Annotated in this window: 20 protein-coding genes; 12 read left to right on the top strand and 8 right to left on the bottom strand. The window is 53.0% G+C overall.

The genetic code is table 11. The features are described from left to right. Position 1 precedes the first annotated feature (1 nt). Together ABIE10_RS07590 and cobO are read left to right on the top strand one after the other, a co-directional pair. On the top strand, positions 2-1,654 hold the full coding sequence (locus ABIE10_RS07590; protein WP_047497766.1) for a class I fumarate hydratase: 1,653 nt from the start codon (positions 2-4) through the stop codon (positions 1,652-1,654). Between the two features lie 9 nt (positions 1,655-1,663). After that, positions 1,664-2,266, top strand: a complete 603-nt coding sequence (cobO, locus tag ABIE10_RS07595) for a cob(I)yrinic acid a,c-diamide adenosyltransferase (protein WP_016156012.1) — start codon at positions 1,664-1,666, stop codon at positions 2,264-2,266. Between the two features lie 82 nt (positions 2,267-2,348). On the opposite strand, the gene ABIE10_RS07600 is transcribed toward cobO, so the two are convergent. Beyond that, entirely contained in the window at positions 2,349-3,251 is a 903-nt protein-coding gene (locus tag ABIE10_RS07600) for a LysR substrate-binding domain-containing protein (protein ID WP_047359471.1), read from the bottom strand. Between the two features lie 405 nt (positions 3,252-3,656). Between ABIE10_RS07600 and cobA the strand changes: the two genes are divergently transcribed. After that, on the top strand, positions 3,657-4,445 hold the full coding sequence (gene cobA / locus ABIE10_RS07605; protein ID WP_200048814.1) for a uroporphyrinogen-III C-methyltransferase: 789 nt from the start codon (positions 3,657-3,659) through the stop codon (positions 4,443-4,445). On the opposite strand, the gene ABIE10_RS07610 is transcribed toward cobA, so the two are convergent. Further along, on the bottom strand, positions 4,424-5,317 hold the full coding sequence (locus ABIE10_RS07610) for a PocR ligand-binding domain-containing protein (protein ID WP_429155183.1): 894 nt from the start codon (positions 5,315-5,317) through the stop codon (positions 4,424-4,426). The two genes, cobA and ABIE10_RS07610, sit on opposite strands and share 22 nt — an antisense overlap. 371 nt (positions 5,318-5,688) lie before the next feature. On the opposite strand from ABIE10_RS07610, the gene otnK reads away from it, so the two are divergent. Genes otnK through ABIE10_RS07650 form a run of 8 tightly spaced genes read left to right on the top strand, consistent with a single transcriptional unit; the run spans position 5,689 to position 12,443 of the window. Then, positions 5,689-6,945, top strand: coding sequence for a 3-oxo-tetronate kinase (gene otnK / locus ABIE10_RS07615; protein ID WP_049281823.1), 1,257 nt, complete (start codon positions 5,689-5,691; stop codon positions 6,943-6,945). Continuing rightward, positions 6,942-7,586 (top strand): aldolase, encoded by a 645-nt coding sequence (locus ABIE10_RS07620; RefSeq protein WP_016152294.1) that lies wholly within the window; start codon positions 6,942-6,944, stop codon positions 7,584-7,586. The genes otnK and ABIE10_RS07620 overlap by 4 nt, the downstream gene beginning before the upstream one ends. A gap of 9 nt (positions 7,587-7,595) precedes the next feature. Continuing rightward, entirely contained in the window at positions 7,596-8,402 is an 807-nt protein-coding gene (locus ABIE10_RS07625) for a DeoR/GlpR family DNA-binding transcription regulator (protein ID WP_046274719.1), read from the top strand. Beyond that, positions 8,383-9,159 carry a hydroxypyruvate isomerase family protein gene (locus ABIE10_RS07630; protein ID WP_429155186.1) on the top strand — a complete coding sequence of 259 codons (777 nt, stop codon included), beginning with the start codon at positions 8,383-8,385 and terminating at the stop codon, positions 9,157-9,159. The genes ABIE10_RS07625 and ABIE10_RS07630 overlap by 20 nt, the downstream gene beginning before the upstream one ends. A 28-nt stretch (positions 9,160-9,187) precedes the next feature. Continuing rightward, positions 9,188-10,000 (top strand): 3-keto-5-aminohexanoate cleavage protein, encoded by an 813-nt coding sequence (locus ABIE10_RS07635; protein WP_429155188.1) that lies wholly within the window; start codon positions 9,188-9,190, stop codon positions 9,998-10,000. A 21-nt stretch (positions 10,001-10,021) separates the two neighbouring features. After that, positions 10,022-11,368: a bile acid:sodium symporter family protein gene (locus tag ABIE10_RS07640; protein WP_049281826.1), complete on the top strand. Its 1,347-nt coding sequence runs from the start codon at positions 10,022-10,024 to the stop codon at positions 11,366-11,368. Positions 11,369-11,373: 5 nt separating this feature from the next. Further along, on the top strand, positions 11,374-11,793 hold the full coding sequence (locus ABIE10_RS07645) for a GlcG/HbpS family heme-binding protein (RefSeq protein ID WP_016152289.1): 420 nt from the start codon (positions 11,374-11,376) through the stop codon (positions 11,791-11,793). Then, on the top strand, positions 11,790-12,443 hold the full coding sequence (locus tag ABIE10_RS07650; RefSeq protein ID WP_019076296.1) for an aspartate/glutamate racemase family protein: 654 nt from the start codon (positions 11,790-11,792) through the stop codon (positions 12,441-12,443). The genes ABIE10_RS07645 and ABIE10_RS07650 overlap by 4 nt, the downstream gene beginning before the upstream one ends. 53 nt (positions 12,444-12,496) lie before the next feature. Here the strand turns inward: ABIE10_RS07650 and mngB are convergent, their stop codons facing one another. Both mngB and mngA read right to left on the bottom strand, forming a co-directional pair. Continuing rightward, positions 12,497-15,130, bottom strand: a complete 2,634-nt coding sequence (gene mngB, locus ABIE10_RS07655) for a mannosylglycerate hydrolase (protein WP_429155190.1) — start codon at positions 15,128-15,130, stop codon at positions 12,497-12,499. A 24-nt stretch (positions 15,131-15,154) separates the two neighbouring features. Continuing rightward, on the bottom strand, positions 15,155-17,071 hold the full coding sequence (mngA, locus tag ABIE10_RS07660) for a PTS 2-O-a-mannosyl-D-glycerate transporter subunit IIABC (protein ID WP_049281830.1): 1,917 nt from the start codon (positions 17,069-17,071) through the stop codon (positions 15,155-15,157). Positions 17,072-17,255: 184 nt separating this feature from the next. Between mngA and ABIE10_RS07665 the strand changes: the two genes are divergently transcribed. After that, positions 17,256-17,972: a GntR family transcriptional regulator gene (locus tag ABIE10_RS07665; RefSeq protein WP_019076293.1), complete on the top strand. Its 717-nt coding sequence runs from the start codon at positions 17,256-17,258 to the stop codon at positions 17,970-17,972. An 81-nt stretch (positions 17,973-18,053) separates the two neighbouring features. Here the strand turns inward: ABIE10_RS07665 and sucD are convergent, their stop codons facing one another. The 4 genes from sucD to sucA all read right to left on the bottom strand — a co-directional run bounded on the left by sucD (position 18,054) and on the right by sucA (position 24,219). Further along, the gene (sucD, locus tag ABIE10_RS07670; RefSeq protein WP_003022929.1) at positions 18,054-18,923 is read right to left on the bottom strand and encodes a succinate--CoA ligase subunit alpha; all 870 of its coding nucleotides are present in this window, start codon (positions 18,921-18,923) and stop codon (positions 18,054-18,056) included. Next, positions 18,923-20,089, bottom strand: coding sequence for an ADP-forming succinate--CoA ligase subunit beta (gene sucC, locus ABIE10_RS07675; protein WP_003022927.1), 1,167 nt, complete (start codon positions 20,087-20,089; stop codon positions 18,923-18,925). The genes sucD and sucC overlap by 1 nt, the downstream gene beginning before the upstream one ends. A 90-nt stretch (positions 20,090-20,179) precedes the next feature. Beyond that, positions 20,180-21,403 carry a 2-oxoglutarate dehydrogenase complex dihydrolipoyllysine-residue succinyltransferase gene (gene odhB / locus ABIE10_RS07680; protein WP_016156001.1) on the bottom strand — a complete coding sequence of 408 codons (1,224 nt, stop codon included), beginning with the start codon at positions 21,401-21,403 and terminating at the stop codon, positions 20,180-20,182. Positions 21,404-21,417: 14 nt separating this feature from the next. Continuing rightward, on the bottom strand, positions 21,418-24,219 hold the full coding sequence (gene sucA, locus ABIE10_RS07685) for a 2-oxoglutarate dehydrogenase E1 component (protein WP_016152283.1): 2,802 nt from the start codon (positions 24,217-24,219) through the stop codon (positions 21,418-21,420). Positions 24,220-24,408: the final 189 nt, after the last annotated feature.

Consider the following 24,408-nt stretch of genomic DNA (forward strand, 5'->3'; position numbering starts at 1 on the left):
CATGTCTAAACCATTTGTCTGGCAGGAACTCTTTGTTCAGAGTAAAGATAATACCGAATATGAATTACTGAGTAACCAGCACGTTGCGGTAACGGAGTTAGACGGAGAGGAAGTGATTAAGGTTGCGCCAGAAGCGCTAACCTTATTAGCCCAGCAGGCATTTTATGAGGCTTCATTTTTCCTGCGCGCCGGGCATTTAAAACAGATAGCCAGCATTCTGCACGATCCGCAGGCCAGCAGTAACGATAAGTACGTCGCATTGCAACTGCTACGCAATGCTGAGGTTTCGGCCAAAGGCGTCCTGCCCAACTGCCAGGATACCGGGACGGCAACCATTGTGGCCTGCAAAGGACAGCATGTCTGGACCGGCGGCGATGATGCAGAAGCATTAAGCAAAGGCGTGTACACCACCTTCACCGAAAACAACCTGCGTTACTCGCAAAATGCCCCGCTGGACATGTATACCGAGGTCAATACCCAGACTAACCTGCCGGCGCAAATCGACATCAGCGCCACGCCGGGTAACGAATACCGTTTCCTGTTCGTCAACAAAGGCGGCGGCTCTGCTAACAAAGCGGCGCTGTTCCAGGAAACCAAATCTATTCTGCAGCCGGAAAAGCTCACCGCGTTTCTGATCGAAAAAATGAAATCACTGGGTACAGCCGCCTGCCCGCCGTATCACATCGCTTTCGTCGTTGGAGGCTTGTCCGCCGACCAGACGCTGAAGGTTGCCAAACTGGCTTCAACTAAATATTACGATAACCTGCCCACCAGCGGGAACGAACTGGGTCAGGCATTCCGCGATACGGCGCTGGAAGCCGAGCTGCTCAACGCCAGCCGCGAGTTTGGCATCGGCGCGCAGTTTGGCGGCAAATACTTTGCCCACGATATCCGGGTGATCCGCCTGCCACGCCACGGCGGCTCCTGCCCTATCGCCATGGCTCTCTCCTGCTCAGCCGACCGCAACATCAAGGCCAAAATCAACAAACACGGAATCTGGCTGGAGAAACTCGAGCATAATCCGGGCAAATTTATTCCCGATTCACAGCGGGTAGAAAATAGCGCCCAGACCGTACAACTGGATCTGAATCGTCCGTTGCGCGAGATCCTGCATGATCTCACCACTCTGCCAATTGGGACGCGTTTATCGTTAACCGGCCCGATTGTTGTGGCTCGCGATATCGCGCATGCCAAAATCAAAGAGCGCCTGGATAACGGCGAACCAATGCCAGATTACATGAAAAACCATATCGTCTATTACGCGGGCCCGGCTAAAACCCCCAGTAATCTGGCCTGCGGTTCGCTAGGTCCCACAACCGGCGGGCGCATGGACGGTTACGTCGATGCTTTCCAGGCCGCGGGCGGCAGTCTGATCATGTTGTCGAAAGGCAACCGCAGCGCGCAAGTCACGGATGCGTGTCGCAAACATGGTGGTTTTAACCTTGGCAGCATTGGCGGCGCCGCAGCCTTGTTGGCGCAGCAGTACGTGAAGAGCCTGCACTGCCTTGAATATCCCGAGCTGGGAATGGAAGCGGTGTGGATGATGGAAGTTAAAAATATGCCGGCCTTCGTATTAGTGGATGATAAAGGCAATAACTTCTTTAGCCAGTTTGAGCAGCAGCATCGCTGCGCAACCTGTCCGGCAGGACATTAAGGAGTCACCATGGAAGCGCGAGCCAATAATGACAGACACCGCCAGCGTCAGCAAAAACTGAAAGAACAGGTTGATACCCGCGTGGCGGCGGCAACGGAGAAGAAAGGGATCCTGATTGTCTTCACCGGCAACGGTAAAGGAAAATCCACCGCAGCCTTTGGTACGGCAACGCGCGCGGTTGGTCACGGAAAAACCGTTGGCATCGCGCAGTTTATTAAAGGCCAGTGGGATAATGGCGAGTACAACACGCTGCAACCGCTCGGTGTCGAATTTCATATTATGGGCACCGGATTTACCTGGGAAACCCAAAATCGGCAAGCGGATATCGAGGCGGCAACGGTAGTCTGGCAGGAAAGTAAGCGCATGCTGGCTGATCCGCAGTACGATCTGGTGGTGTTGGATGAGCTTACCTACATGCTGGCTTACCACTATCTGGACACCCAGGAGGTTATCAGCGCCATCGAAAATCGCCCTGCGGAGCAAAGCGTCATCGTGACCGGGCGCGGATGCCATGCGCTGTTACTGGAACTGGCCGATACGGTCAGTGAAATTCGCCCGGTCAAGCACGCGTTTGACCGCGGGATTCAGGCACAGATTGGAATCGACTGGTAGCCGTTCTTTTGCCGGATAACGATGCTAACGCGTCTTATCCGGCCTACCAATCGTTGTAGGCCTGATAAAGCGCAAACCACCATCAGGCAGCCGACACCACGGACTTACTGAGCAACCAGTTACGAAATGTCTGTAAATGCGCAGACTCCGATTTCTCTTCACGCCACGTCATAATGAAACGGTTCCCGGTGCGCATCGGAACATCGCAAGGAATGACCATATCACCATTGTCCAGATCGTGCTGAATGGCAAAACGAGGAAGCAGCGCAACCCCCAGATTAGAACGGACCGCCGCAATCAACATCGACAACAGATCAAATCTCGGGCCTTTATTTACCAGCGGGCTGCTGACGTTGGACAGCGCAAACCATTCCTGCCAGCCTTTGATTCGCGTACTCTGGTGCAACAGCGGGTATTCGTTCAGCAGTTCGTGGACTGACAGTTTCCGTTCCGGTTCGGCCAGCAGGCAGCGGCTGCAAACTGGCAGAATTTCCTCTTCAAACAGGTACTCAACCTCTGACCACGGTGAGTAGAAATCTTCGCGCATAATTGCCGCATCATACTCACGATTAAGAAAATCACCGATATTCGCCAGCGAATGGATGTTCACGATAATATCAGGATTGAGTTTGTTAAACTCGCGCAGGTTGGGGATCAACCAATGCGTACTGAACGTCGGATTTACCGCCAGCTCAATAACCTGTACGGTCGGTTGCCAGGTCATTATTGTGGTCGTATCGCGCTCGAGTTTATTTAACGTTTCTTTAACGATACTTAAATAGTGTTTGCCGGCCGCATTTAAAAAAATACGTTTTTTGGCATGATTAAATAGCGCGGTATTAAGAAAATCCTCCAGTGCATTCACCTGGCGGAAAACAGCACTTTGTGTTAACGCCAACTCTTCAGCTGCCCTGGTATAACTTTCGTGACGCGCAACCACTTCAAAAGTTACCAGCAACTCCGTCTTGGGTATTTTTCCTCTCATAACCTCTTCCATATGCAGCGTACAAAAATAGTTTAATTTATAAAAAATAATTCAAGGCACCCAGATAAGCACCGAGAGTTATATTTTATTTTCTCCATTGATGTCATTGATCCAATCCATGATTTGCTCACACTGATGGCGGATAAATATTAACCAATAATACTCAAGCACAACAATAAACACAATTTAAATAAGGTTAAACTTAAGTAAATAGTGCCAATAAGTTCTTAATAATTTTTCAAGTCTTCTTGTTTATTGCAGAAAAAACTTTGCGAGATTAATCAATATTATCCACGCGCTAATCCTGGATAATTTCACGTTATAACTTACGGGCAAACGACTGCTTTTAATCATTTATTGATGTCGTTTGTGCCATTTTTTGACAGACGTGATAAAGGACACATTGTGAAAACTTTCGGAAAGGTCTGGCTCGTTGGAGCAGGTCCTGGTGATATTTCATTACTGACCCTCAAAGCAATGATCTGCATTAAACAGGCCGACGTCATTATTTACGATCGGCTGGTCAATCCTAAAATTTTAGAATGGGCATTACCTGACTGCCTGCTTATCAATGTCGGCAAAAATCCAGGATTCCATTGCGTTCCCCAGGATGAAATCAACGCACTGCTGGTCCAGTATGCCCAAACACACCACAACATTGTGCGCCTCAAAGGTGGCGATCCGTATGTATTTGGCCGTGGGGCTGAAGAAGTTGAGGATCTGGTTGAAATGGGCATCCCTTTTGAAGTTGTACCGGGTATTAGTTCTACGATTGGCGGCCTGACCTATGCCGGTATCCCGGTGACGCATCGCGATTTTGCCTCCGGCTTTCACGTGGTGACTGGCCACACGCGGGAAGGCAATCAGCAGCAGGACTGGCGTCAACTGGCGAAACTTAATGGCACGTTGGTCATCGTCATGGGTATCGCCAATCTGGCGTTTATCTGTGAAGAGCTGTTGATGGGCGGGAAATCAGCAGACACGCCCGCCGCGCTAATTATGTCCGCGACCCGGGAAAATCAACGCCGCCTGACCTGCACGCTCGGTTCATTATTGATCAAGGCGCAGGAAGCTAATATTGTACCACCGGCGCTGATTGTAATCGGAGATGTGGTGACCCTGAGCGATCGGCTCTCTTTTATACCTGAAGCCATCACGCTGCCAGACAATCTTTACTGCGAAAGTCTGGCGTGACGAAAAGACTGGGGCGACGTTTGATGCGCCGCCCGGAAAACGCGGCAAAAGTAACTGGTTTGCGCGTATTGCAGTTTCCTGGCAATACTGTCTATGGAATGAAGCGGATCGTGTAATAATTCCCCTGCTTTTTGCATTTTTTTCTGACTCACCCAGGTTTTAAAATTAACACCCTGGCGTTTCTTGAAAAACCGGCTGAAATAGTTCGCGCTTAAGCACACATGAGCCGCGACAGATTCCAGAGACAATTCACCATACAAATTTTCGTCAATATAACGCAGCGCCGCCATAAGTTTTTTCTCGTGGCGTGAAGGCTCAGTGAAATAATGATGAGCGTAACGGGTTGCCGGAACTACAATCTTCTCAGAGATCAATTGTTCTTTCTCAAAATTATCAACAATAAAACTTAACAAATTTGCTGACGCCACCAGCACATTATTATCCACCACCGCAGACTGGCCCCACTCAGCTTTAATTTCGGGGTTATTAATCCATGAGTTTTTGTTATCAATAGCGATAGTTTCATATTCCTGATATTTTACCCGCACCTGCCCGCAGATAATAAAACCGTAAAGATGTCCCTCATGAATTAATGGCATCGAGAACAGACTTAGCCCTGCATGACAGGTGAGTATTCTGGGTTTAAGCTGTTTTAATGCCTCAAAAGCACAGTACTTGTCGCACTTTTGGCAACCTGCTCGATAGCGCTCATCCGCACGCATTAATGTGCAAAACGAATTAAAATTATGACATTCAGACAACGCTATACCGTTAATATCAACGACGACTGTGGCTAACCCAGTGGCTCGGGAGAAGAGTTCTGCGATAGAGAAAAAACGGTGTAAATAGTCATCCTGGATTTTCAGCGGCACGTTATCCTCCGGCATTAACAATATTAAGGCCGCTAATATGCAAAAATTAGCCTCAGGAAAGAATGATGCTTACCGCAAAAAATAATCTCATTTGTGCAGATGATTATGATCAATTGGCAAGAAAATTATAGCGACCACGATAATACTCTGCAGCACACCGCGACTTCGCTTTCTCAAAGATTAACGAATCTTCACACTCTCTTGTGAGACTCTTTTCGCAACACTCAACACCTAACTTCATTATTTTCAATAAATTACCCGTTTTTAATCTGAATTGATGATGTGCTTATTTGTGATAATCATCATGTGAATGTGAAAGGCCCTCCTGAATAATATGTTCAATTAGCAAACAATCTGAACGGAGTTGATCCATGGCCGTCACCACAGGCGTTATCGCCGACGATTTTACCGGCGCAACGGACATTGCAAGCTTTATGGCGCAGCAGGGGTGGCGCGTCGCGCTTCTGCCCGGTATGCCCGATACCGCGCAATGCTGGAATGAAGAGGTTGACGCTATCGTCATCTCGCTGAAAAGCCGCTCATTACCCGCAGAACAGGCCGTCGCCCAATCCCTGTCCTGTGCCCGCTGGCTGAAACAAAATGCAGGTGTCCGCCAGATTTATTTTAAATATTGTTCGACGTTTGACTCCACGCCAACAGGCAATATTGGCCCGGTCAGCGATGCATTGATGAACGACCTGCAGGTTCCGCTGATCGTCCACTGCCCCGCTCTGCCGCAAAACGGACGCACGGTGGTGCATGGTCATCTTTTTGTACACGGTGTACTGCTTAACGAATCCGGGATGGAAAAGCATCCGCTCAATCCAATGAACGATGCCAGCCTGCCGCGCCTGCTAAGCGCGCAAACGCCAGGCGCGGTTGGTTGCATCAACCTCACGACCCTGCGTCAAGGTGTGGAAGCGGTCACTTACGCCCTGGCCCAACTTCAGGCTGAAGGTACGCGTCACGTTATTGTCGATACGCTGGATGAAGCAGATCTCAACACGCTGGCGCAAGCTCTTCATGCCAGCCCTCTGTTAGCCGGTGGCTCCGGGCTCGGCGGCGCGCTGGCCGCCTGCAGCGGAGGCCAGCAATCCATGCCGCCAGACTCTTTTCCACTGCCTGCCAAAACGGTGGTGTTCTCCGGTAGCTGTTCGGCAATGAGCAATCGTCAGGTTAATCGCTATAAGGCCGCGGCAGCGTCTCGTTTGCTTGATGTGTCCCGCTGCCTGTCTGATGCCGAACGCTACACCGATGAACTGAGCGCCTGGGCGATGACGCATATCAGCGACCCATTAGCGCCATTGATATACGCCACCCAGCCGCCAGACGTACTCAAACGTATTCAACAGGAGCACGGCGAACAGGCCGCCAGCCAGGCAATCGAACACGCTTTTGCCCGGCTGAGTTCAAAGCTACGAACTGCGGGTGTAAACACCTTTATCGTCGCGGGCGGAGAAACCTCCGGCACCGTTGTGGAAGCCTTGCAGGTGAAGCGTCTGTCCGTCGGCAAAGCCATTGCGCCAGGCGTACCGTGGGTATTTTCCTCCGGTCTGGCGCTGGCGCTGAAGTCAGGCAACTTTGGTGACGACGATTTCTTTTTTACTGCCCAGGAGTACGCATTATGAATTCGGTGAGTGAACACCAACTGCGCGAACTACTCGTCCACTATGGCCGTTCCCTGTTTATGCGCGGTTACAGCAGCGGCGGTTCCGGCAATCTTAGCGTCAAAATGCCGGATGGCGGCTATCTGGTGACCCCGACCAACTCTTGTCTGGGCGAGCTTGATCCTGCCACGCTAAGTCGGCTGGATGCCAACGGCGTTCATCTTAGCGGCGACAAACCCTCAAAAGAGGTGCCCATGCATCTGGCGTGGTATCGACATCGGCCATCCTGCGGCGCGGTCGTGCACCTGCATTCTCCATGGCTGACCGCGCTCTCCTGCTTGCCGTGCACCACGCCGAAAAACTGCCTGCCGCCGTTAACGCCGTACTATGTGATGCGCGTCGGGCAGTTACCGCTGCTGCCCTATTTCAAGCCTGGCCATGAAGGCATTGCCAGCGCACTGAGTGAAATCGCGGCAGACCATACGGCCGCGCTGCTGGCCAATCACGGGCCGGTAGTAAGCGGTCGCTCGCTGCGTGAGGCGGTGTTTAACGCCGAAGAACTGGAAGACAGCGCCCGCATCTGGCTGACGTTAAAACCGCTTGGCTATGTTCCGCTCTCAGAAGAAGCGGTGGCCGAACTTGAACATTCCCGGCAAGCGTGAGGTGACATAATGATCCCCGAGCAACGACGTGATTTTATCTACCGCTACGTGCACGAAAAAAATGCCGCCTCATTTAATGAACTGGCAGATTTGATGAGCGTGTCGCATATGACCGTGCGTCGCGACATCCAGTTGCTGGAAGAAGAAGGCAAAGTTATCGCCATTAACGGCGGAGTGAAGCTCAATAACCTGCTGAAATCCGAGCTGCCATGGCGGGAAAAAGCCGAGTTGAATCATGACGTGAAACGTAAAATGGGCCAGCTCGCCGCCATGCTCATTGAGCCCGGACAAACGCTGTATCTGGATGCCGGAACGTCGTTGTTTGAAGTGGCGAAAGCGGTCGCCGCCAGCCATTGTTTCAATCTGACGGTAGTAACCAACGATTTTTCCATCAGCCACTATCTGATGGATATGCCGCACATCACGCTCTATCACACCGGTGGTCTGGTGGATCAGCGTAACCGCTCATGCCTTGGAAAAAGCGCCGCCAGTTTTCTGCGCACCATTAATATTGACGTGGCGTTTCTGAGCTCCTCATCGTGGGATACCGAACGCGGCATGTCGACGCCGAGCGAAGGGAAAGCCTCGGTTAAAGAAGCGGTACTCACCGTTTCCCGGCGTCGGGTGCTGGTCTGCGACAGCAGTAAGTTTGGCAAATACGGCATGTTCCATATCTGTGGGCTGGAACAGTTAACCGACATTATTTCTGATAACCGGTTACCGGAAAACGCCCAGCAAACTCTTGCCAGCCAGGGCGTTAAGCTGCATCTGGTTGATAACCGGGAGGGTGCGCGCCATGCTGAAGTTAGCGGCTAACCTCGACTGGTTGTTTACAGATTTACCAATAGCGGCGCGATTTGCGGCGGCGCAGGCGGCTGGTTTTCGCGGCGTTGAAGGGCTATTTCTCTGGCAGCACCCGCTGGCGCATTTGCACGCTGCACAGCGGGAAACATCCCTGCCGGTGGTGCTGATGAACGCACCGGCGGGTAACTGGGCACAAGGTGAGCGGGGACTGGCCGCGCAGCCCGGTCGAGACCCGGAATTTCACCATAGCCTCAACGTGGCGCGTGATTACGCCACGGCGCTGGGCTGTCGTCGGGTTCACGTTATGGCCGGTTCGCGCTGCGACGATCTGACGCTTCACGCTCAGCGCACTCTCCTGGCCAACCGGCTGCGTATCGCCTGCGATATGATGGCTGAAGCGGAAATCGATGTGCTGATTGAACCGTTAAATTCGCAGGATATGCCCGGTTATTTTATTGACAGCTTTCCGTTGGCCGAATCTATTATTCAAGAGGTTGGCAAGAAAAATATCGGTTTACAGTTTGATATTTACCACTGTCAGAAAATTCATGGCAATGTGGCAAAAAATATTGAACGCTACTTCACCTTAATTAAACATTTTCAAATTGCTTCTGTCCCCTATCGCCATGAACCGGGAACAGGTGAATTAAATGAAACATGGCTATTCGATTTTATTAGAAAAATGAATTACCAGGGCTGGATTGGCTGTGAATATCAACCATCAACATCAGGGCCCGACTCATTAAACTGGATAACGCCTTACCTATAATTTAAATATCTCTGTACCGGAGGAAAATATGTCGGATACTGTTATTATTTCGCTGGCACCCGTTGCCGCGGATTGCCCCAGAGTTATACCCGCAGAACTGGCGCAGGAAATACTCGCCAGCGTAGAGCATGGCGCGTCCATCGTGCATTTACACGTTCGCGATAAACAGGGTCGCCTGACGCCGGATACCACCGATTTTCAGGCGACCATTGATAGCGTCATGCGCCATTCAGACCTGATTATTCAGGCGTCTACCGGCGGCGTCTCTTCAATGTCCATCGCCGAACGCTGCGCGCCACTCTCCTGCCCCGGCGTAGAGATGGCTTCGCTGAACGTCGGTTCCGTCAACCTCGGAGATGCGGTGTACTTTAATCCCGGTCCGGACGTGGAATATTGCTCCCGGCAAATTGTCGAGCGCGATATTATTCCCGAGTTTGAAGTTTTTGAAATTGGCATGATTAATAACATCCTGAACCTTGAAGATAAAATAAAATTCCAAAAACCCATGCTCTTTAATATCGTCCTCGGCCATCGCGGCAGTACGCCAGCAACCATTGACGCTTTAATTGCTCTGCGTAGCATGATCCCGCGCGATGCCTTATGGGGTATTACTCATTTTGGCAGAAAGAATTTCGATATTATTGCCGCCGCCGTCGGCATGGGGGCCAGTGAAGTGCGAATCGGCTTTGAGGATAGCTATTATTTAAGCGCTGAAGAAAAAGCACAGCATAATTACCAGCAGGTTGCCAAACTCGCCACGCTCATTCGCAGCATGGATAAAAAAGTCGCCACGCCAGAAATTGCGCGGCACATGTTATCTATTCCATCCCGGCAGCAATAACAACAGCAAGGACATTTCAACATGACTATGACCACTGTTATTCACAAAACCGGACTCGGTATCAGCGTTGCGGGCGCGGCGCTGGCGATTATCGGTGCGCTAATCCAGTCCGCGGCGCTCTGGCAGCCAGGGCTGGTGATGTTCACCGCCGGATTCGCCGCCGGTGCAGGCTACTGGCCGGGTCTACGCAGCTATCAATTTACGCTATGGATCATCGCCGGATTTGTCGCCGCCATGACCTGGTCTACGGATCTGATCGTCTGGGGCGGTTTCAATATCACCCATAAATGGATCGTATTCCTCGTCATTCAGGCCACCATGTTTAGCATGGGCACTAAGCTAACGATCCAGGATTTTATTGACGTCGCCAAAATGCCGTGGGCGGTGTTTATTGGCACCTTCTGCCACTTCGTTATCATGCCTCTGCTCGGCCTGAGCATTACGCTTATCTTTAACTTTCCGCCTGAGGTAGCGGTCGGGATTCTGCTGATTGGCGCCTGCCCAAGCGGACTCTCCTCTACCGTCATGGTCTATATCGCGAACGCCAACCTGGCGCTGGCGGTCTCGATCGCCGCAGTCTCAACGCTGGCGGCGACGGTGATGACGCCGCTGTGGGTTAATCTGCTGGCGGGGTCGATGATCGATATCCAGCTCACCGCAATGGTAATGGATGTGGTGAAAATCGTATTGATCCCCATCGGCGCGGCAATTCTGCATGACTATCTGAAAACCTATGCGGGCGTGCGCGGACGCCGTGTCGTCCAGATGCTGGCCGGGATCGGCGCTCTTTGGCTGCTGTATATGATTGCTGGCGGCTGGGACGCGCTGTTTGGTCACGCCAGCGCCGATGCGCAAATGTACGCGGTGGTGCTCAACTTCGTGGCAGGCGGTCTCGTCTGGGCATTGTTCTACAACTGGCTGTATGGCCGCGTGGCGGGCGTGAAGAAAATCATGCCGACCATCTCAATGATGGGGATCATTTTCTTTACGACCACCGCAGCCGCAGCCGGGCGCGAGAACCTGGTGCAGGTCGGCTTCCTGCTCTGCTTCGCCATGTTGATGCATAACCTCGGCGGCTTCCTGATTGGCTATCTGATGAGCCGCTGGATCTTCCGCATGGACGTACAGTCTGCCCGCACCGTAGCCTTTGAAGTCGGCCTGCAAAATGGCGGCATGGCGTCCGGGCTTGCCGCAGCGATGGGCAAACTGGCAACGGTTGGCCTGGCCTCGGCGGTGATGACTCCGCTTGGCAACGTCAGCGGCTCGCTGCTCGCGAACTACTGGCGCAAGAAAGACGCCAGACAGGCGCAGGCCGCCGCAGCCAAAGATCCCGTTCAACCCGCTTGCGAAAATCTGTCAAAAGGATAATCACGATGACAACTCTCACTCTGGGGCATGCCCTGCGCGCCGTGGCCTCTGCGCTCGACCTCGCCGAAACATGTTACGCAAAACGCCCGTTAAGCGTAGCCGTATGCGACGCCAATGGCGAACTACTCAGCTTTGCGCGGATGGATAACGCCAAACTGTTAACCATCGAGTTAACCCAGCGCAAAGCACGCACCAGTAGCCGCCTGGGCTGCACCACGCAGGCATTTTTACAGCGCCTGCAAAAAGAGCAACTGGATATTGGTTATTTTGCCGACCCGCTGTTTACGGCGCTGCCAGGCGGGATCCCGATTCTGCACCAAGGAAAATGCCTTGGGGCCGTCGCGGTAGGCGGTTTATCCGCGCAGGAAGATCATGATGCGGCGCTGGCCGTCGCGGAAACGTTACTTAAGGAGATTGCCCAATGAAAAAGGTCGCCATGCTGCATACCAGTGCCGCCACGCTTACGATGATGCAACAACTGATTACCGACATCATGCCGGATGTTGAAGTCATGCACCTGGTGGAAGAATCCATGATCAAGCAGGTAATGAAGGCCCAGGGCGTGACGCCCAATATTGCCGCCCGCATCGCCGACTATGTGCATATTGCCGAAAAGGCGGACTGCGATATCTTTATTACCGCCTGCTCCTCAATTGGTACTGCGGTGGAGCAATGCCAGTTTATGACCCCACTGCAGCTCGCGCGCATTGACTGCGCAATGGTGGAAGAGGCGATTGAAAAAGGTGAGCGGATCGCCGTACTGGCGACCGTGGCAACCACGCTGAAGCCAACGCTGGATTACGTACAGCGCAAAGTGCAGCAGAGCGGTAAATCGCGAACCATCACGCCTATATTAATGGAGGAGGCATTCCACGCGCTGCTGGCGGGAGACATGGATACTCATGACCGTATCGTCAGTGAAGGGTTACAGAGCGCCTTTACCCAGGCGGATGTTGTGATGCTGGCGCAAGCCTCGATGGCGCGCGTTTTACAGCAGCTCCCTTCCCCGCCGGTGCCGGTAATGACCTCGCCGGAAAGCGGAATTCGCTGGTTGAAAACACTGGCATCATCCTGATAGCGGCCGGTCAGCGCCAGCATAAGATTGCTGGCGCTGACTCATCACTTCTTTCAGGCCAGTTTCAGACTAAACGTCCGCGACTGCCCTGGCCGAAACTCGCCGTTAATCCCCTTCGCATCGCTCTGCTCGCCAGCGGGTATTTCATCCATACCGGTTTCGCGGCAATGCATTACGCTTTGGCTAAACGACACGGCGGCATCGCAGGTGACGCTGTCAGAGGGATTAAATAAACGCAGGATGATTTCATCTCTGTCCTCTGCTTTTTTTAGCGCGCTAAGCTGACAGCCAACCGGTGACATACTCAACAGGCTGTAGCTATCGGGAACAGTAAATGCTGCTTTGTTGAGCTTCATCGCATCCCACGGGATTTTGTTATAACACTGGACGGGCGTCAGCCAGGCACGCGCCTGCTGAGCCAGGCCAACGTTAAGCGGCGTCCCGCTATAACTAAACAGGCAAAAGCGCCCGTGTAGCACGCCCCGCATCTGGGAATCCGGTACCGCCATTTTTATGCCTGACGGCCTGCCGGGACGTAATAAGAGATCCTCTTTTCCGAGTAAGCCGACGCCACGGAGCAGCGTCAGAGCAAACATTTTTTTCTCCTCACCCACTACCTCAAATTCGCGCAATCCTTCGCTAAACACCGCGAGTCCATGACGCCCCTCCTGCAGCGCGGCGTAGTTGAGCAGATTCCAGACCGGCACCGGCGCTTCTTTCCATCCCTCAGCCTGCCAGTTGGCCATCGCTTCATCGTGAACAGGCCGTAGCAGCGAACCAAACTGGGTATCAGCCAACACGTCATTAGTGTGAAATGGCGTGGGGATAAGCACCCGAATTCGGTGATCGTCAGCCTGATTGTCAATGCGAATATCAACCTCAATCCGCCGGCTGTTATGGCTTAGCGTAACACCTATTTCGATGCTAACTTCACCATTGCGCTGACGTGACGCGCGCGCCTCCAGATCCGCCGGAACCGCCATCCGATAGCGAATGATTGCCCGGTCTTGCCATCCCTCGCGGATAATTTCATGCTCAAACGCAACGCCCGCAGACGTGAGGCGCCAATCCTCGCGCGAGGGGGAGTAATCGTACTCATCCCCGTCGTCGGCGCTTTCTTCAATCTCCAGTACGCGTTGATAAACAATCCCTGAATCCTTATCGCGTAGCTGTAGCGTTCCATCGTCATTGAGATCGATCAGCCAGAACGCGTTCTCCAACAGTGCCTGGGTCGCCGGAGCGGGTATCGCCTGACGGCCAGCAACATGCGGTTCGATATACAGCGTGCAGTAACCCATCGAAGGTAGAATCTGGTTGAGCTGAATATCAAACTCCATAAACGGCTCGTAGTTGCCGTAATGGACGATTTGCCGGTCGATAAGACCAGGATCAAGCTCGCGCACGCCACGAATAAAATAAGGGATTTCATTTCCTCTGCCATCAAGCAGGCGGAACTGGCTGGCGCGAAGACGTACGGTCGTATTGATCACCGCCTCACGCGGCCAGGGCATCAGGTTGAACATCACCAGCTTGTCTTCTTCACTGTGCGCCATGTTGTCAGTGATTTTACGCAGGTAAAAACGAATCAAATTGTCGGCCATATCTTCGGCCAGCACGAAGCGTGAAACGATTTCACGATGCACTTTATCGCTACAGCAACAGCCGATGCTGTCGTGGGCATGATTCTTTAAAATCTCTTTCCACATTTTCTCCAGCAGACCGTGGTGATAGTCAAAACCTAAACTCCAGGCCAGCGTGGCGAGCGGTTCCAGCAGGTTAACGATTTTATTCTCAATACGCGCATGGATAATTTTGATATCCATTCGTGTGGAGCCAATCGTACGATGCACGCGCATATATTTACCGTCGATAAACTCGCCGTGCAGGGTAGCCAACGTCTCCCGATGCGCTTCGATATGAGCAAAAACCTCCTCGAAGCGGCTCATGACAAATTTTCGCTGCGGGTAGATTTCACGCAGTTTATCCATCACCGCAAAGATGTTTTGTTGTAACGGCATCTGGTCATGCCCGTTGGGTAATAGGATTTCTTTAGTCACCGAGGCGTTCTCCAGCACCTCGAAGTAGCCGTCAAGTCGCTTCCGCAGCCCGGCCTCATCCTCGGGTAAGTACTTACCAATCGCATAGCCCAGCGGCAACACCTGTGTCGTCACCTGGCTACCGTCAGCGCTTTGCCATAAAAATTCGGTTTTATCGGTGCCATGACGTTCAGAGCACCCACGCCAGAACAGAGCCCGGTTGATACCAAAACCATTATAAATATGCGGCATCTGCCCGGACATCCCAAATGAATCAGGTAGATAACCTATCTTCATCGGTTCTCCAAAGGCCATACAATCGCGGATGCCGTACATCAGATTGCGGACAATTGACTCACCGGAAACGAGGGTCGTATCAGTTTGCGTGTACCAGGGGCCGATAATAAGCTTCCCGGCCTGCACCAGCGCTTTAACCCGCTGCCGGTTTTCAGGTTTCACCGCAAAATAGTCTTCCAGCACCGCCGTTTGACCATCCAGCACGTAATATTTGTACTCTGCATCCTGCTCAAGGCGAGCCAGGATCTCTTCCATATTGTTAACCAGCAAAATACGCGACTCTTCGGTGGTGAAGTACCACTCACGGTCCCAGTGCATATGCGGCGTAATGTGAACGCGAGATACTGCTTTCATCGTCATTTCCTGTTGAGTAAGTGCTTACGGCATCACGCTATCGGTGACGTATTTCCCCTGTTTAACCGCTTGACGCCGCCAGAGCAGTAAAATCGCCGTGGAGATAATCGTCCCAATCAGCGCAGCGCCAAACCAGCCCGCGGCGGCCATCACCGCGCTTAGGTCTGCGGGGATAAGTAAAAAGAGCGAGAAAATCCCGGCACCTGGGGTCGAAAGCCCAATCCCCATGGCCCCAACGATGGCTCCGGTCGCCATCGACCCCATCACTAAAGAGCCAATCACCCGAATCGGGTCCTCAATCGCCAGCGGAATCGCGCCTTCGGTAATCCCGGCAAGGCCGAGCAGCCAGGTGGATTTACCGGTCTCAATCTCAAACTGTTTGAACAGGCGTGGCGCCAGCATGGTTGAGGCGGTGACGGTAAAAGCAGAAACCATTTTTACCGAAGCGAAAATGGCGTAGGGACCGAATACGCCGTTGGCCATCGCGCCCAGACAAAAGGCATACGCCGCTTTATTGACCGGACCGCCAAGATCAAACGAACACATAAAGCCCAGGATCATACCGAGCAGTAGCGCGTTGGTGCCTGATAACCCATTTAGCCAGGCCGTCAGCGAGGTATTGATCCAGGCGACAGGCTCGCCAATCACAAACAACATCAGGCTACCCGCGCCCAACGTGCCAATCACCGGATAGAGGTAGAACGTTAAAAAGCCATTGAATTTGCTGCTTAAACGCAGATGCTGTTTCACCCAACGCATGAGATAACCGGCAATCAGGCCACCGGCAACACCGCCAAGAAAACCCGAGCCGATTAAGTTCGCCGCCAGACCCGCCGCAAAGCCTGGAGCCAGCGCTGGTTTATCCGCCAGCGAATAAGCGGTATAGGCCGACAGTACCGGAACCATCAGCGTGCCCAGCATCCCGCCGCCGAGTTGGCGATACATCCACAGCCAGGATTTCTCTAAGCTGTACACATCCTGTAGGCCGAAAATCTGTGCAATCAATACCGCCACCGCCAGTACCGTCCCTCCGGCGACGATTAACGGCACGGCAAACGAAATTCCGCTCAGCAGTGCTTGTTTCAGGTCGGTTTTCAGCCCCTTTTTCACCTCTGTCTGTGGCTGAGAAACACGCTGGCTTTGCAGAGGCTCCAGCGCTAACGCCTGTTCAATCAGCGCTTTTGCGTGGCGCAACGGTTCGGCAACCGGAACGGAGATCGCCGGGATACCGTTGAAACGTTCACTTTCTTTAATAGCGACCTCTGCGGCGAAAATGCAGGCGCGCGCATCATTCAGTTGTTGAGCCGTTAAGCGGTCTTCAATGCCATTGGCACCCTGTTTTTCCACCACCACGTTAACGCCCATTTGTCGGCCGGCTTTCTCCAGATACTCAGCCGCCATATAGGTATGCGCAATGCCCGCCGGACATGCGGTAACGCAAACAATCGTTGGCGCATCCGCCGTCGCCACTGCGGCCTGCGGCGGTGTTTCGACCACTAACGCCGCCAGCACCGCTTCGGCGCTGGTCGCCGCCATCACGCGAGCACGCAGACCCTCATCCGCAAGGCAGGTGGTCAGTTCGGTCAGGATTTGGATATGAGTTGAACCGGCTTCATCTGGCGGGATCGCCAGCAAAAAAATAAGTTCAACAGACTCCGGGCCATCAATACCTTCCCAGTCCATCGGTTCACTCAGCGTCGCCACCGCGAAAGCCGCCTCTTTCACGGCCGACGATTTACCGTGCGGTACCGCCAATCCTTCGCCAAGCGCCGTAGGTCCCAGCGATTCGCGGTGAAAAACTTCCGCCAGATAAGCGTCGGCATCGGTGATTTTGCCTAATTCGGTCAGCCGCTGCGTAAGTTGGCGAATGGCATCGTCACGATCGGTAAATCTCGCCTGCACACAGACTGCGCGAGGGTGGGACAGTATTGTCAAATTCATCATGGTCCTCAGAGGATTGTCATTATTATGTGCCGCGATTGTCGCAGACAAAACAATACCTTTACGTGATCAATTTCACTAACGAGACAATATTTGTATTTAATTTGTATTATTTACTATTGATAAAATGTACGCATAATTTGTCTTGAATATCTGACTTTATTGCCGACAAAAGCGAAAAGAGATGAGCAAAAAACCGATGTACCGCCAGATAGCCGACGTTCTGCGCGAACAAGTTGCAAAAGGTGAATTAAAACCAGGTGATGCACTTCCCACAGAATCTACGCTACAGAGCCGTTTCGAGGTCAGCCGCGTGACCATCAGGCAAGCACTCAAGCTGCTGACGGAACAGAATATTATCGAGAGCATTCAGGGCAGCGGTTGGTATGTGAAAGAGGAGCGCGTCAATTACGACATTTATCAGCTCACCAGTTTTTATGAGAAGCTTGCCGACCGTCAGGTTGAAACGCACAGCGAAGTGAAGGTCTTTGAGGTCATTCCAGCAGGAGAGATGCTGGCCGAGTGGCTACAGCTGGCGGCTGAAGATAAAGTCTGGCATGTAAAACGGGTTCGTTTTATTAAGCAGAAAGCCGTTACCCTCGAAGAGACATGGATGCCGCTCGCCCTCTTTCCCGATCTCACCTGGGAGGTGATGGAAAATTCTAAATATCACTATATAGAACAGATCAAAAAGATGGTTATCGATCGCAGCGAGCAGGAACTGATCCCGGTTATTCCGGATGAGGATACTGTAGAAATGCTGGGCATGCCGCAGGGGAAACCGGTGCTGGAGAAAATCTCTCGCGGGTTTCTGCTCGATGGACGCGTTTTTGAATACAGCCGCAACACCTTCAAAAGCGACGATTATAAATTTACGCTGGTGGCAAAACGACGCCATTAAAAAAGGCCATCATCAGATGGCCAACCATGTCGAAACGGGACCAGCCCTTGACTATGCAGAGAGTCAGGGCTGTTTTTTTTCTTACTTAATCACTGTTTTCAGCGCTTCGCCGATATCGGCCAGGCTACGAACGGTTTTCACGCCAGCGGCTTCCAGCGCAGCGAATTTCTCATCCGCCGTACCTTTACCACCTGCGATGATCGCACCAGCATGACCCATACGTTTACCTTTCGGCGCAGTCACACCCGCGATGTAACCCACAACCGGCTTGGTCACATGATCTTTAATGTACGCCGCCGCTTCTTCTTCCGCGCTACCGCCGATCTCACCGATCATGACGATCGCTTCGGTCTGCGGATCTTCCTGGAACAGCTTCAGGATATCGATGAAGTTAGAGCCTGGGATCGGGTCGCCGCCGATACCCACACAGGTAGACTGACCAAAACCGTAGTCGGTGGTCTGCTTAACCGCTTCATAGGTCAGCGTACCGGAACGAGAAACGATACCGACTTTACCAGGCTTGTGAATATGGCCCGGCATGATGCCGATTTTGCATTCGCCAGGGGTGATAACACCTGGGCAGTTCGGGCCGATCATGCGCACGCCAGCTTCATCCAGCTTCACTTTCACAGTCAGCATATCCAGCGTTGGGATACCTTCGGTGATGGTGATGATAAGCTTGATGCCTGCATCGATAGCTTCCAGGATGGAGTCTTTGCAGAACGGAGCCGGAACGTAGATAACGGTGGCGGTTGCGCCGGTCGCTTCTACCGCTTCACGTACGGTGTTGAACACCGGCAGACCCAGATGCGTGGTGCCGCCTTTGCCTGGCGTAACACCACCGACCATTTGCGTACCGTAAGCAATCGCTTGTTCAGAGTGGAATGTCCCCTGGCTACCGGTGAAGCCCTGGCAGATAACCTTGGTATCTTTATTAATTAAAACTGACATTATTTCCCCTCCACTGCGGCAACAACCTGCTGAGCTGCATCCGTCAGACTTTTCGCTGCAATAATATTCAGGCCGCTATCAGCCAATTTTTTCGCGCCGAGTTCAGCGTTGTTACCTTCAAGACGTACCACGACCGGAACGTTAACGCCCACTTCTGCTACCGCGCCGATGATACCGTCCGCGATCAGGTCGCAGCGTACGATACCGCCGAAGATGTTAACCAGTACGGCTTTAACATTGTCGTCAGAGAGGATAATTTTGAACGCTTCGGTTACACGCTCTTTGGTCGCACCGCCGCCAACGTCAAGGAAGTTAGCCGGTTCGCCGCCGTGCAGTTTAACGATGTCCATGGTGCCCATTGCCAGGCCCGCGCCGTTAACCATACAACCGATGTTGCCGTCCAGAGCGACGTAGTTCAGTTCCCACTGTGCAGCCTGTGCTTCACGCGGATCTTCCTGAGACTGATCGCGCATTTCACGCAGGTCAGCCTGGCGGAAAAGCGCGTTGCCGTCAGCGCCCAGTTTGCCGTCGAGGCAGATCAGATCACCCTGCTTGGTCACCACCAGCGGGTTGATTTCGATCAGCGCCAGATCGCGCTCAAGGAAGATAGTCGCCAGACCCATGAAGATCTTGGTGAACTGCTGAACCTGTTTACCTTCCAGACCCAGTTTGAACGCCAGTTCACGACCCTGATAAGGCATCGGACCGGCCAGCGGATCGAGCGCTACTTTGTGGATCAGGTGCGGCGTTTCTTCCGCCACTTTTTCAATTTCCACGCCGCCTTCGGTAGAGGCCATGAAGACCACACGACGGGAACTACGGTCAACAACTGCACCGAGGTAAAGTTCTTTACCAATGTCGGTCGCTGCTTCAACCAGAATCTGATTTACCGGTTGACCATGGGCGTCTGTCTGGTAAGTGACCAGACGTTTACCCAGCCAGTGTTCAGCAAAAGCGCGAATGTCTTCTTTGCTGTTCACAACCTTCACACCGCCCGCTTTACCACGGCCACCAGCGTGAACCTGACATTTCACTACCCACGGGCCTGCGCCGATTTTAGATGCAGCTTCTTCAGCTTCACGCGGAGTAGTACAGGCATATCCCACCGGTGCCGGTAAGCCATAGCGGGCAAAAAGTTGTTTTGCCTGATATTCATGTAAGTTCATGTGTTCTGTCCATCCTTCAGGTAATCGTTATCTTTTACCCGTAGGCCTGATAAGCCTCCAGACCTACGGGGCAGGTGATACTCTTATTTACTACACGTCCAGCAGCAGACGCGTCGGATCTTCCAGCAACTCTTTAATGGTTACCAGGAAGCCTACTGACTCACGACCATCGATCAAACGGTGGTCATAAGACAGCGCCAGATACATCATCGGCAGGATTTCAACCTTACCGTCTACGGCCATCGGACGATCTTTGATGGCATGCATACCCAGGATGGCGCTCTGCGGTGGGTTGATGATCGGGGTAGACATCAGGGAACCGAACACGCCACCGTTAGTGATGGTGAAGTTACCGCCCGTCAGATCGTCGACCGTCAGCTTGCCGTCGCGACCTTTAACTGCCAACTCTTTAATATTTTTCTCGATGTCAGCCATACCCAGCAGATCCACATCACGCAGGACCGGCGTGACCAGGCCACGCGGCGTGGAGACCGCCATGCTGACATCAAAGTAGTTGTGGTAAACCACGTCATCACCGTCGATGGACGCGTTCACTTCCGGATAGCGTTTCAGCGCTTCAACAACCGCTTTCACGTAGAAAGACATAAAGCCCAGACGGATACCGTGACGTTTCTCGAACGCGTCACCGTATTGCTTACGCAGATCCATGATTGGCTTCATGTTGACTTCGTTGAACGTGGTCAGCATGGCGGTGGAGTTTTTCGCTTCCAACAGACGCTCAGCTACGCGTTTGCGTAGACGGGTCATCGGAACACGTTTTTCGCCACGAGCGCCCAGTTGAGCCTGTGGTGCAGGCGCGGCGGCCGGCGCTTTGGCTTCTGCTTTCGCAGCCGGTGCTTTGGCCAGATGCTTTTCAACATCTTCACGCGTGATACGACCACCGACGCCGGTGCCATTGATGGCGCTGGCTTCGAGATTATGCTCACCCAGCAGGCGACGGATCGCCGGGCTCAGGGCATCGTTGTTCTGTTCAGCAAGAGACGCCTGCTGGCGTTGTGCCGGAGTAGAATCTTTCTCTTCAGACTTGGCGCTGGTCTCTTTGCCAGAGCTGTTGCCTTCACGCAGGCGACCGAGGATCTGGCGAGAAGTGACGGTTGTCCCTTCATCTTCCAGAACCGCATCAAGAATACCGTCCGCTGATGCCGGTACTTCCAGTACCACTTTGTCAGTTTCGATTTCTACCAGTACTTCATCACGACGTACTGCATCGCCCGGTTTTTTGTGCCAGGTTGCAACCGTTGCATCCGCTACGGATTCAGGCAGGTCGGGAACAAGAATATCTACGCTACTCATTATTTATCCTTTATTTAATCGACGTTCAGCGCGTCATTAACCAGATCTTGTTGCTGCTTCTGGTGAACGGACATATATCCTACTGCCGGAGAGGCAGAGGCCGGGCGACCTGCATAACGCAGAGCTGACCCAAATGGAATTACTTCACGGAAATGATGCTGGCTGCAGTACCATGCGCCCTGGTTGAGCGGCTCTTCCTGGCACCAGACAAAATCATGTACATGAGCAAACGGTTTCAGCGCTTCCTGCACCGCTTTATGCGGGAACGGATAGAGCTGTTCGATACGCACAATGGCGACATCTTTTTGGTCGTTCTTGCGGCGTTGCTCCAGCAGGTCGTAATAAACCTTACCAGAACACATCACGACACGCTTCACGCCTTTAGGATCAAGTTCATCTACTTCGCCAATGGCTGGCAGGAAGGTGCCATTTGCCAGTTCGTCCAGCGTGGACACCGCCAGCGGATGACGCAGCAGCGACTTCGGTGACATCACTACCAGCGGACGACGCATTCCGCGCAGCGCCTGACGACGCAGCATGTGGTAAACCTGTGCCGGGGTAGACGGGACGCAAACCTGCATGTTTTGCTCAGCGCAAAGTTGCAGATAACGTTCCAGACGCGCGGAGGAGTGCTCCGGACCCTGACCTTCATAGCCGTGTGGCAGCAGCATAACCAGACCGCACATACGGCCCCATTTCTGCTCGCCGGAAGAGATGAACTGGTCGATAACCACCTGCGCACCGTTGGCGAAGTCACCAAACTGCGCTTCCCAGATAGTCAGGGTGCGCGGTTCTGCCGTGGCATAACCGTACTCGAATGCCAGCACCGCTTCTTCAGACAGCACGGAGTCCCATACGCGGAACGTGCCCTGGCCGTTATGCACATGCTGCAGCGGAGTGTACGTTGAACCATTCGCCTGGTTATGAATCACCGCATGACGGTGGAAGAAGGTTCCGCGGCCAGAGTCTTCACCCGACAGACGTACCGGAATACCTTCATCAACCAGCGTGGCGTAAGCCAGATTCTCTGCGCCACCCCAGTCGAACAGCTTCTCGCCTGCGGCCATGGCCTGACGGTCGCCGTAAATCTTGGCAACACGCGACTGCATTTCCACCGCTTCAGGCACGGTGCTGATGCGTTTTGCCAGCTCCTGCAGACGCTTCATCTCAACTTTGTTCGGGTAGTTTTCATCCCATTCGTGGTTGAGGTACGGCGACCAGGTGAAGGAGTGCATATTCATTGGACGCCACTCTTTCACCACGCATTCGCCTGCGTCCAGCGCGTCACGATACAGATTGACCATTTCGGTCGCATCTTCCAGCGTAGCGACGTTGTCCGCTTCCAGCTTGTCAGCGTAGATTTTGCGCGGGGTCGGATGCTTTTTGATTTTCTGATACATCAGCGGCTGGGTTGCGCTTGGCTCGTCGGCTTCGTTGTGGCCGTGACGGCGGTAGCACACCAGATCGATGAAGACATCGCGTTTAAAGGTATTACGGAAATCCAGTGCCAGGCGCGTTACGAAAGCGACCGCTTCCGGGTCATCCGCGTTCACGTGGAAAATCGGTGCCTGAACCATCTTACCGATGTCGGTGCAGTACGGTGTAGAACGTGCATCTAGCGGGTTAGAGGTGGTGAAGCCCACCTGGTTGTTGATAACGATGCGAACGGTACCGCCCACTTCGTAACCACGCGCTTTCGACATGTTCAGGGTTTCCTGAACCACGCCTTGCCCGGTTACTGCCGCATCACCATGAATAGTGATTGGCAGCACTTTATTGCTGCTCGGCTCGTCCAGACGATCCAAGCGTGCACGTACGGAACCGATAACCACCGGGCTAACGATTTCCAGGTGCGACGGGTTAAACGCCAGCGCCAGATGCACCAGACCGCCTTCGGTTTCGATATCCGATGAGAAGCCCATGTGGTACTTCACGTCACCGGTACCGAGGTGTTCTTTATGTTTGCCCGCAAATTCGTCGAATAGATCCTGCGGCTTTTTACCCAGCACGTTAACCAGGACGTTCAGACGACCACGGTGCGCCATACCCAGTACCACTTCACGGGTACCGCTGTTACCGGCGTGGCGGATCATCTCTTTGAGCATTGGGATTAACGCATCACCGCCTTCCAGCGAGAAGCGTTTCGCGCCCGGGAATTTCGCGCCCAGGTAGCGTTCCAGACCTTCCGCTGCGGTCAGTTCGCTGAGGAAGCGTTTCTTCTCTTCACTACTGAACGCAGTACGGCCAGACTCGATACGCTGCTGAAGCCAGCGTTTTTCTTCGGTGCTGGTGATGTGCATATACTCGGCGCCAATCGGGCCGCAGTAGGTTTGTTTCAGCGCGACAACCAGGTCGCTCAGCTTCATCGTGTCTTTGCCACCGGCAAAAGAACCCACGTTAAAGCTTTCCTGGAAATCCGCATCGGTCAGATCGTGGAAGGAGGGATCCAGATCGGCCACATTTTCTTGCTGCCACAGTCCCAGCGGATCGAGATTCGCATGCTGATGACCGCGGAAACGATAGGCGTTAATGAGCTGCAGGACTTTAACCTGCTTCACATTGGCATCAGGGTCGGAAATAGAAGAAGAGTAACGTGGGGTAATCAACGCCTGTCGACGGAAATAATCACGTGTTTTTGAGTGGAGTTGATCCGGTTTGACTCCGGTACCAGGTAACTGCTGGAACGTCGAACGCCAGTTAGCATCTACCGAGTCAGGGTCGGTTAAGAAGTCTTCATAGAGCTGTTCTATCCAGCTCTGGTTAGAACCAGAGAGGTAAGAAGAGTCCAACCAGGCTTTCAAAGCGCTGTTCTGCATCGTGATCCCTTAAGCATTTGTATGCTTATTTCGCCGTGGATACTACCACGCACACCGATGTGCGTGCCGGGGTTCACTTGTTGCGGACTGTCGTGTCATCTGCGTCCGCTAAGGAACCTTTAAAAACTGTCTAATAATCGTCGTCGTTCAGGCTGCGATTATTGCTATCAATGTGGCAGTTTTTAGAGG

Source organism: Citrobacter sp. 506 (assembly GCF_050434985.1).
In the GTDB taxonomy this organism is placed as follows: Bacteria; Pseudomonadota; Gammaproteobacteria; order Enterobacterales; family Enterobacteriaceae; genus Citrobacter; species Citrobacter braakii.

Bases quoted from the DNA above. Each gene is read 5' to 3' on its own strand.
- ABIE10_RS07590 (WP_047497766.1), top strand. From the start codon at position 2: ATGTCTAAACCATTTGTCTGGCAGGAACTCTTTGTTCAGAGTAAAGAT.
- ABIE10_RS07640 (WP_049281826.1), top strand. From the start codon at position 10,022: ATGACTATGACCACTGTTATTCACAAAACCGGACTCGGTATCAGCGTT.
- sucA (WP_016152283.1), bottom strand. From the start codon at position 24,219: ATGCAGAACAGCGCTTTGAAAGCCTGGTTGGACTCTTCTTACCTCTCT.
- sucD (WP_003022929.1), bottom strand. From the start codon at position 18,923: ATGTCAGTTTTAATTAATAAAGATACCAAGGTTATCTGCCAGGGCTTC.
- ABIE10_RS07645 (WP_016152289.1), top strand. From the start codon at position 11,374: ATGACAACTCTCACTCTGGGGCATGCCCTGCGCGCCGTGGCCTCTGCG.
- cobO (WP_016156012.1), top strand. From the start codon at position 1,664: ATGGAAGCGCGAGCCAATAATGACAGACACCGCCAGCGTCAGCAAAAA.
- ABIE10_RS07630 (WP_429155186.1), top strand. From the start codon at position 8,383: ATGCTGAAGTTAGCGGCTAACCTCGACTGGTTGTTTACAGATTTACCA.
- ABIE10_RS07625 (WP_046274719.1), top strand. From the start codon at position 7,596: ATGATCCCCGAGCAACGACGTGATTTTATCTACCGCTACGTGCACGAA.
- ABIE10_RS07665 (WP_019076293.1), top strand. From the start codon at position 17,256: ATGAGCAAAAAACCGATGTACCGCCAGATAGCCGACGTTCTGCGCGAA.
- ABIE10_RS07635 (WP_429155188.1), top strand. From the start codon at position 9,188: ATGTCGGATACTGTTATTATTTCGCTGGCACCCGTTGCCGCGGATTGC.
- ABIE10_RS07600 (WP_047359471.1), bottom strand. From the start codon at position 3,251: ATGAGAGGAAAAATACCCAAGACGGAGTTGCTGGTAACTTTTGAAGTG.
- otnK (WP_049281823.1), top strand. From the start codon at position 5,689: ATGGCCGTCACCACAGGCGTTATCGCCGACGATTTTACCGGCGCAACG.
- odhB (WP_016156001.1), bottom strand. From the start codon at position 21,403: ATGAGTAGCGTAGATATTCTTGTTCCCGACCTGCCTGAATCCGTAGCG.
- sucC (WP_003022927.1), bottom strand. From the start codon at position 20,089: ATGAACTTACATGAATATCAGGCAAAACAACTTTTTGCCCGCTATGGC.
- mngA (WP_049281830.1), bottom strand. From the start codon at position 17,071: ATGAATTTGACAATACTGTCCCACCCTCGCGCAGTCTGTGTGCAGGCG.
- ABIE10_RS07620 (WP_016152294.1), top strand. From the start codon at position 6,942: ATGAATTCGGTGAGTGAACACCAACTGCGCGAACTACTCGTCCACTAT.
- ABIE10_RS07650 (WP_019076296.1), top strand. From the start codon at position 11,790: ATGAAAAAGGTCGCCATGCTGCATACCAGTGCCGCCACGCTTACGATG.
- mngB (WP_429155190.1), bottom strand. From the start codon at position 15,130: ATGAAAGCAGTATCTCGCGTTCACATTACGCCGCATATGCACTGGGAC.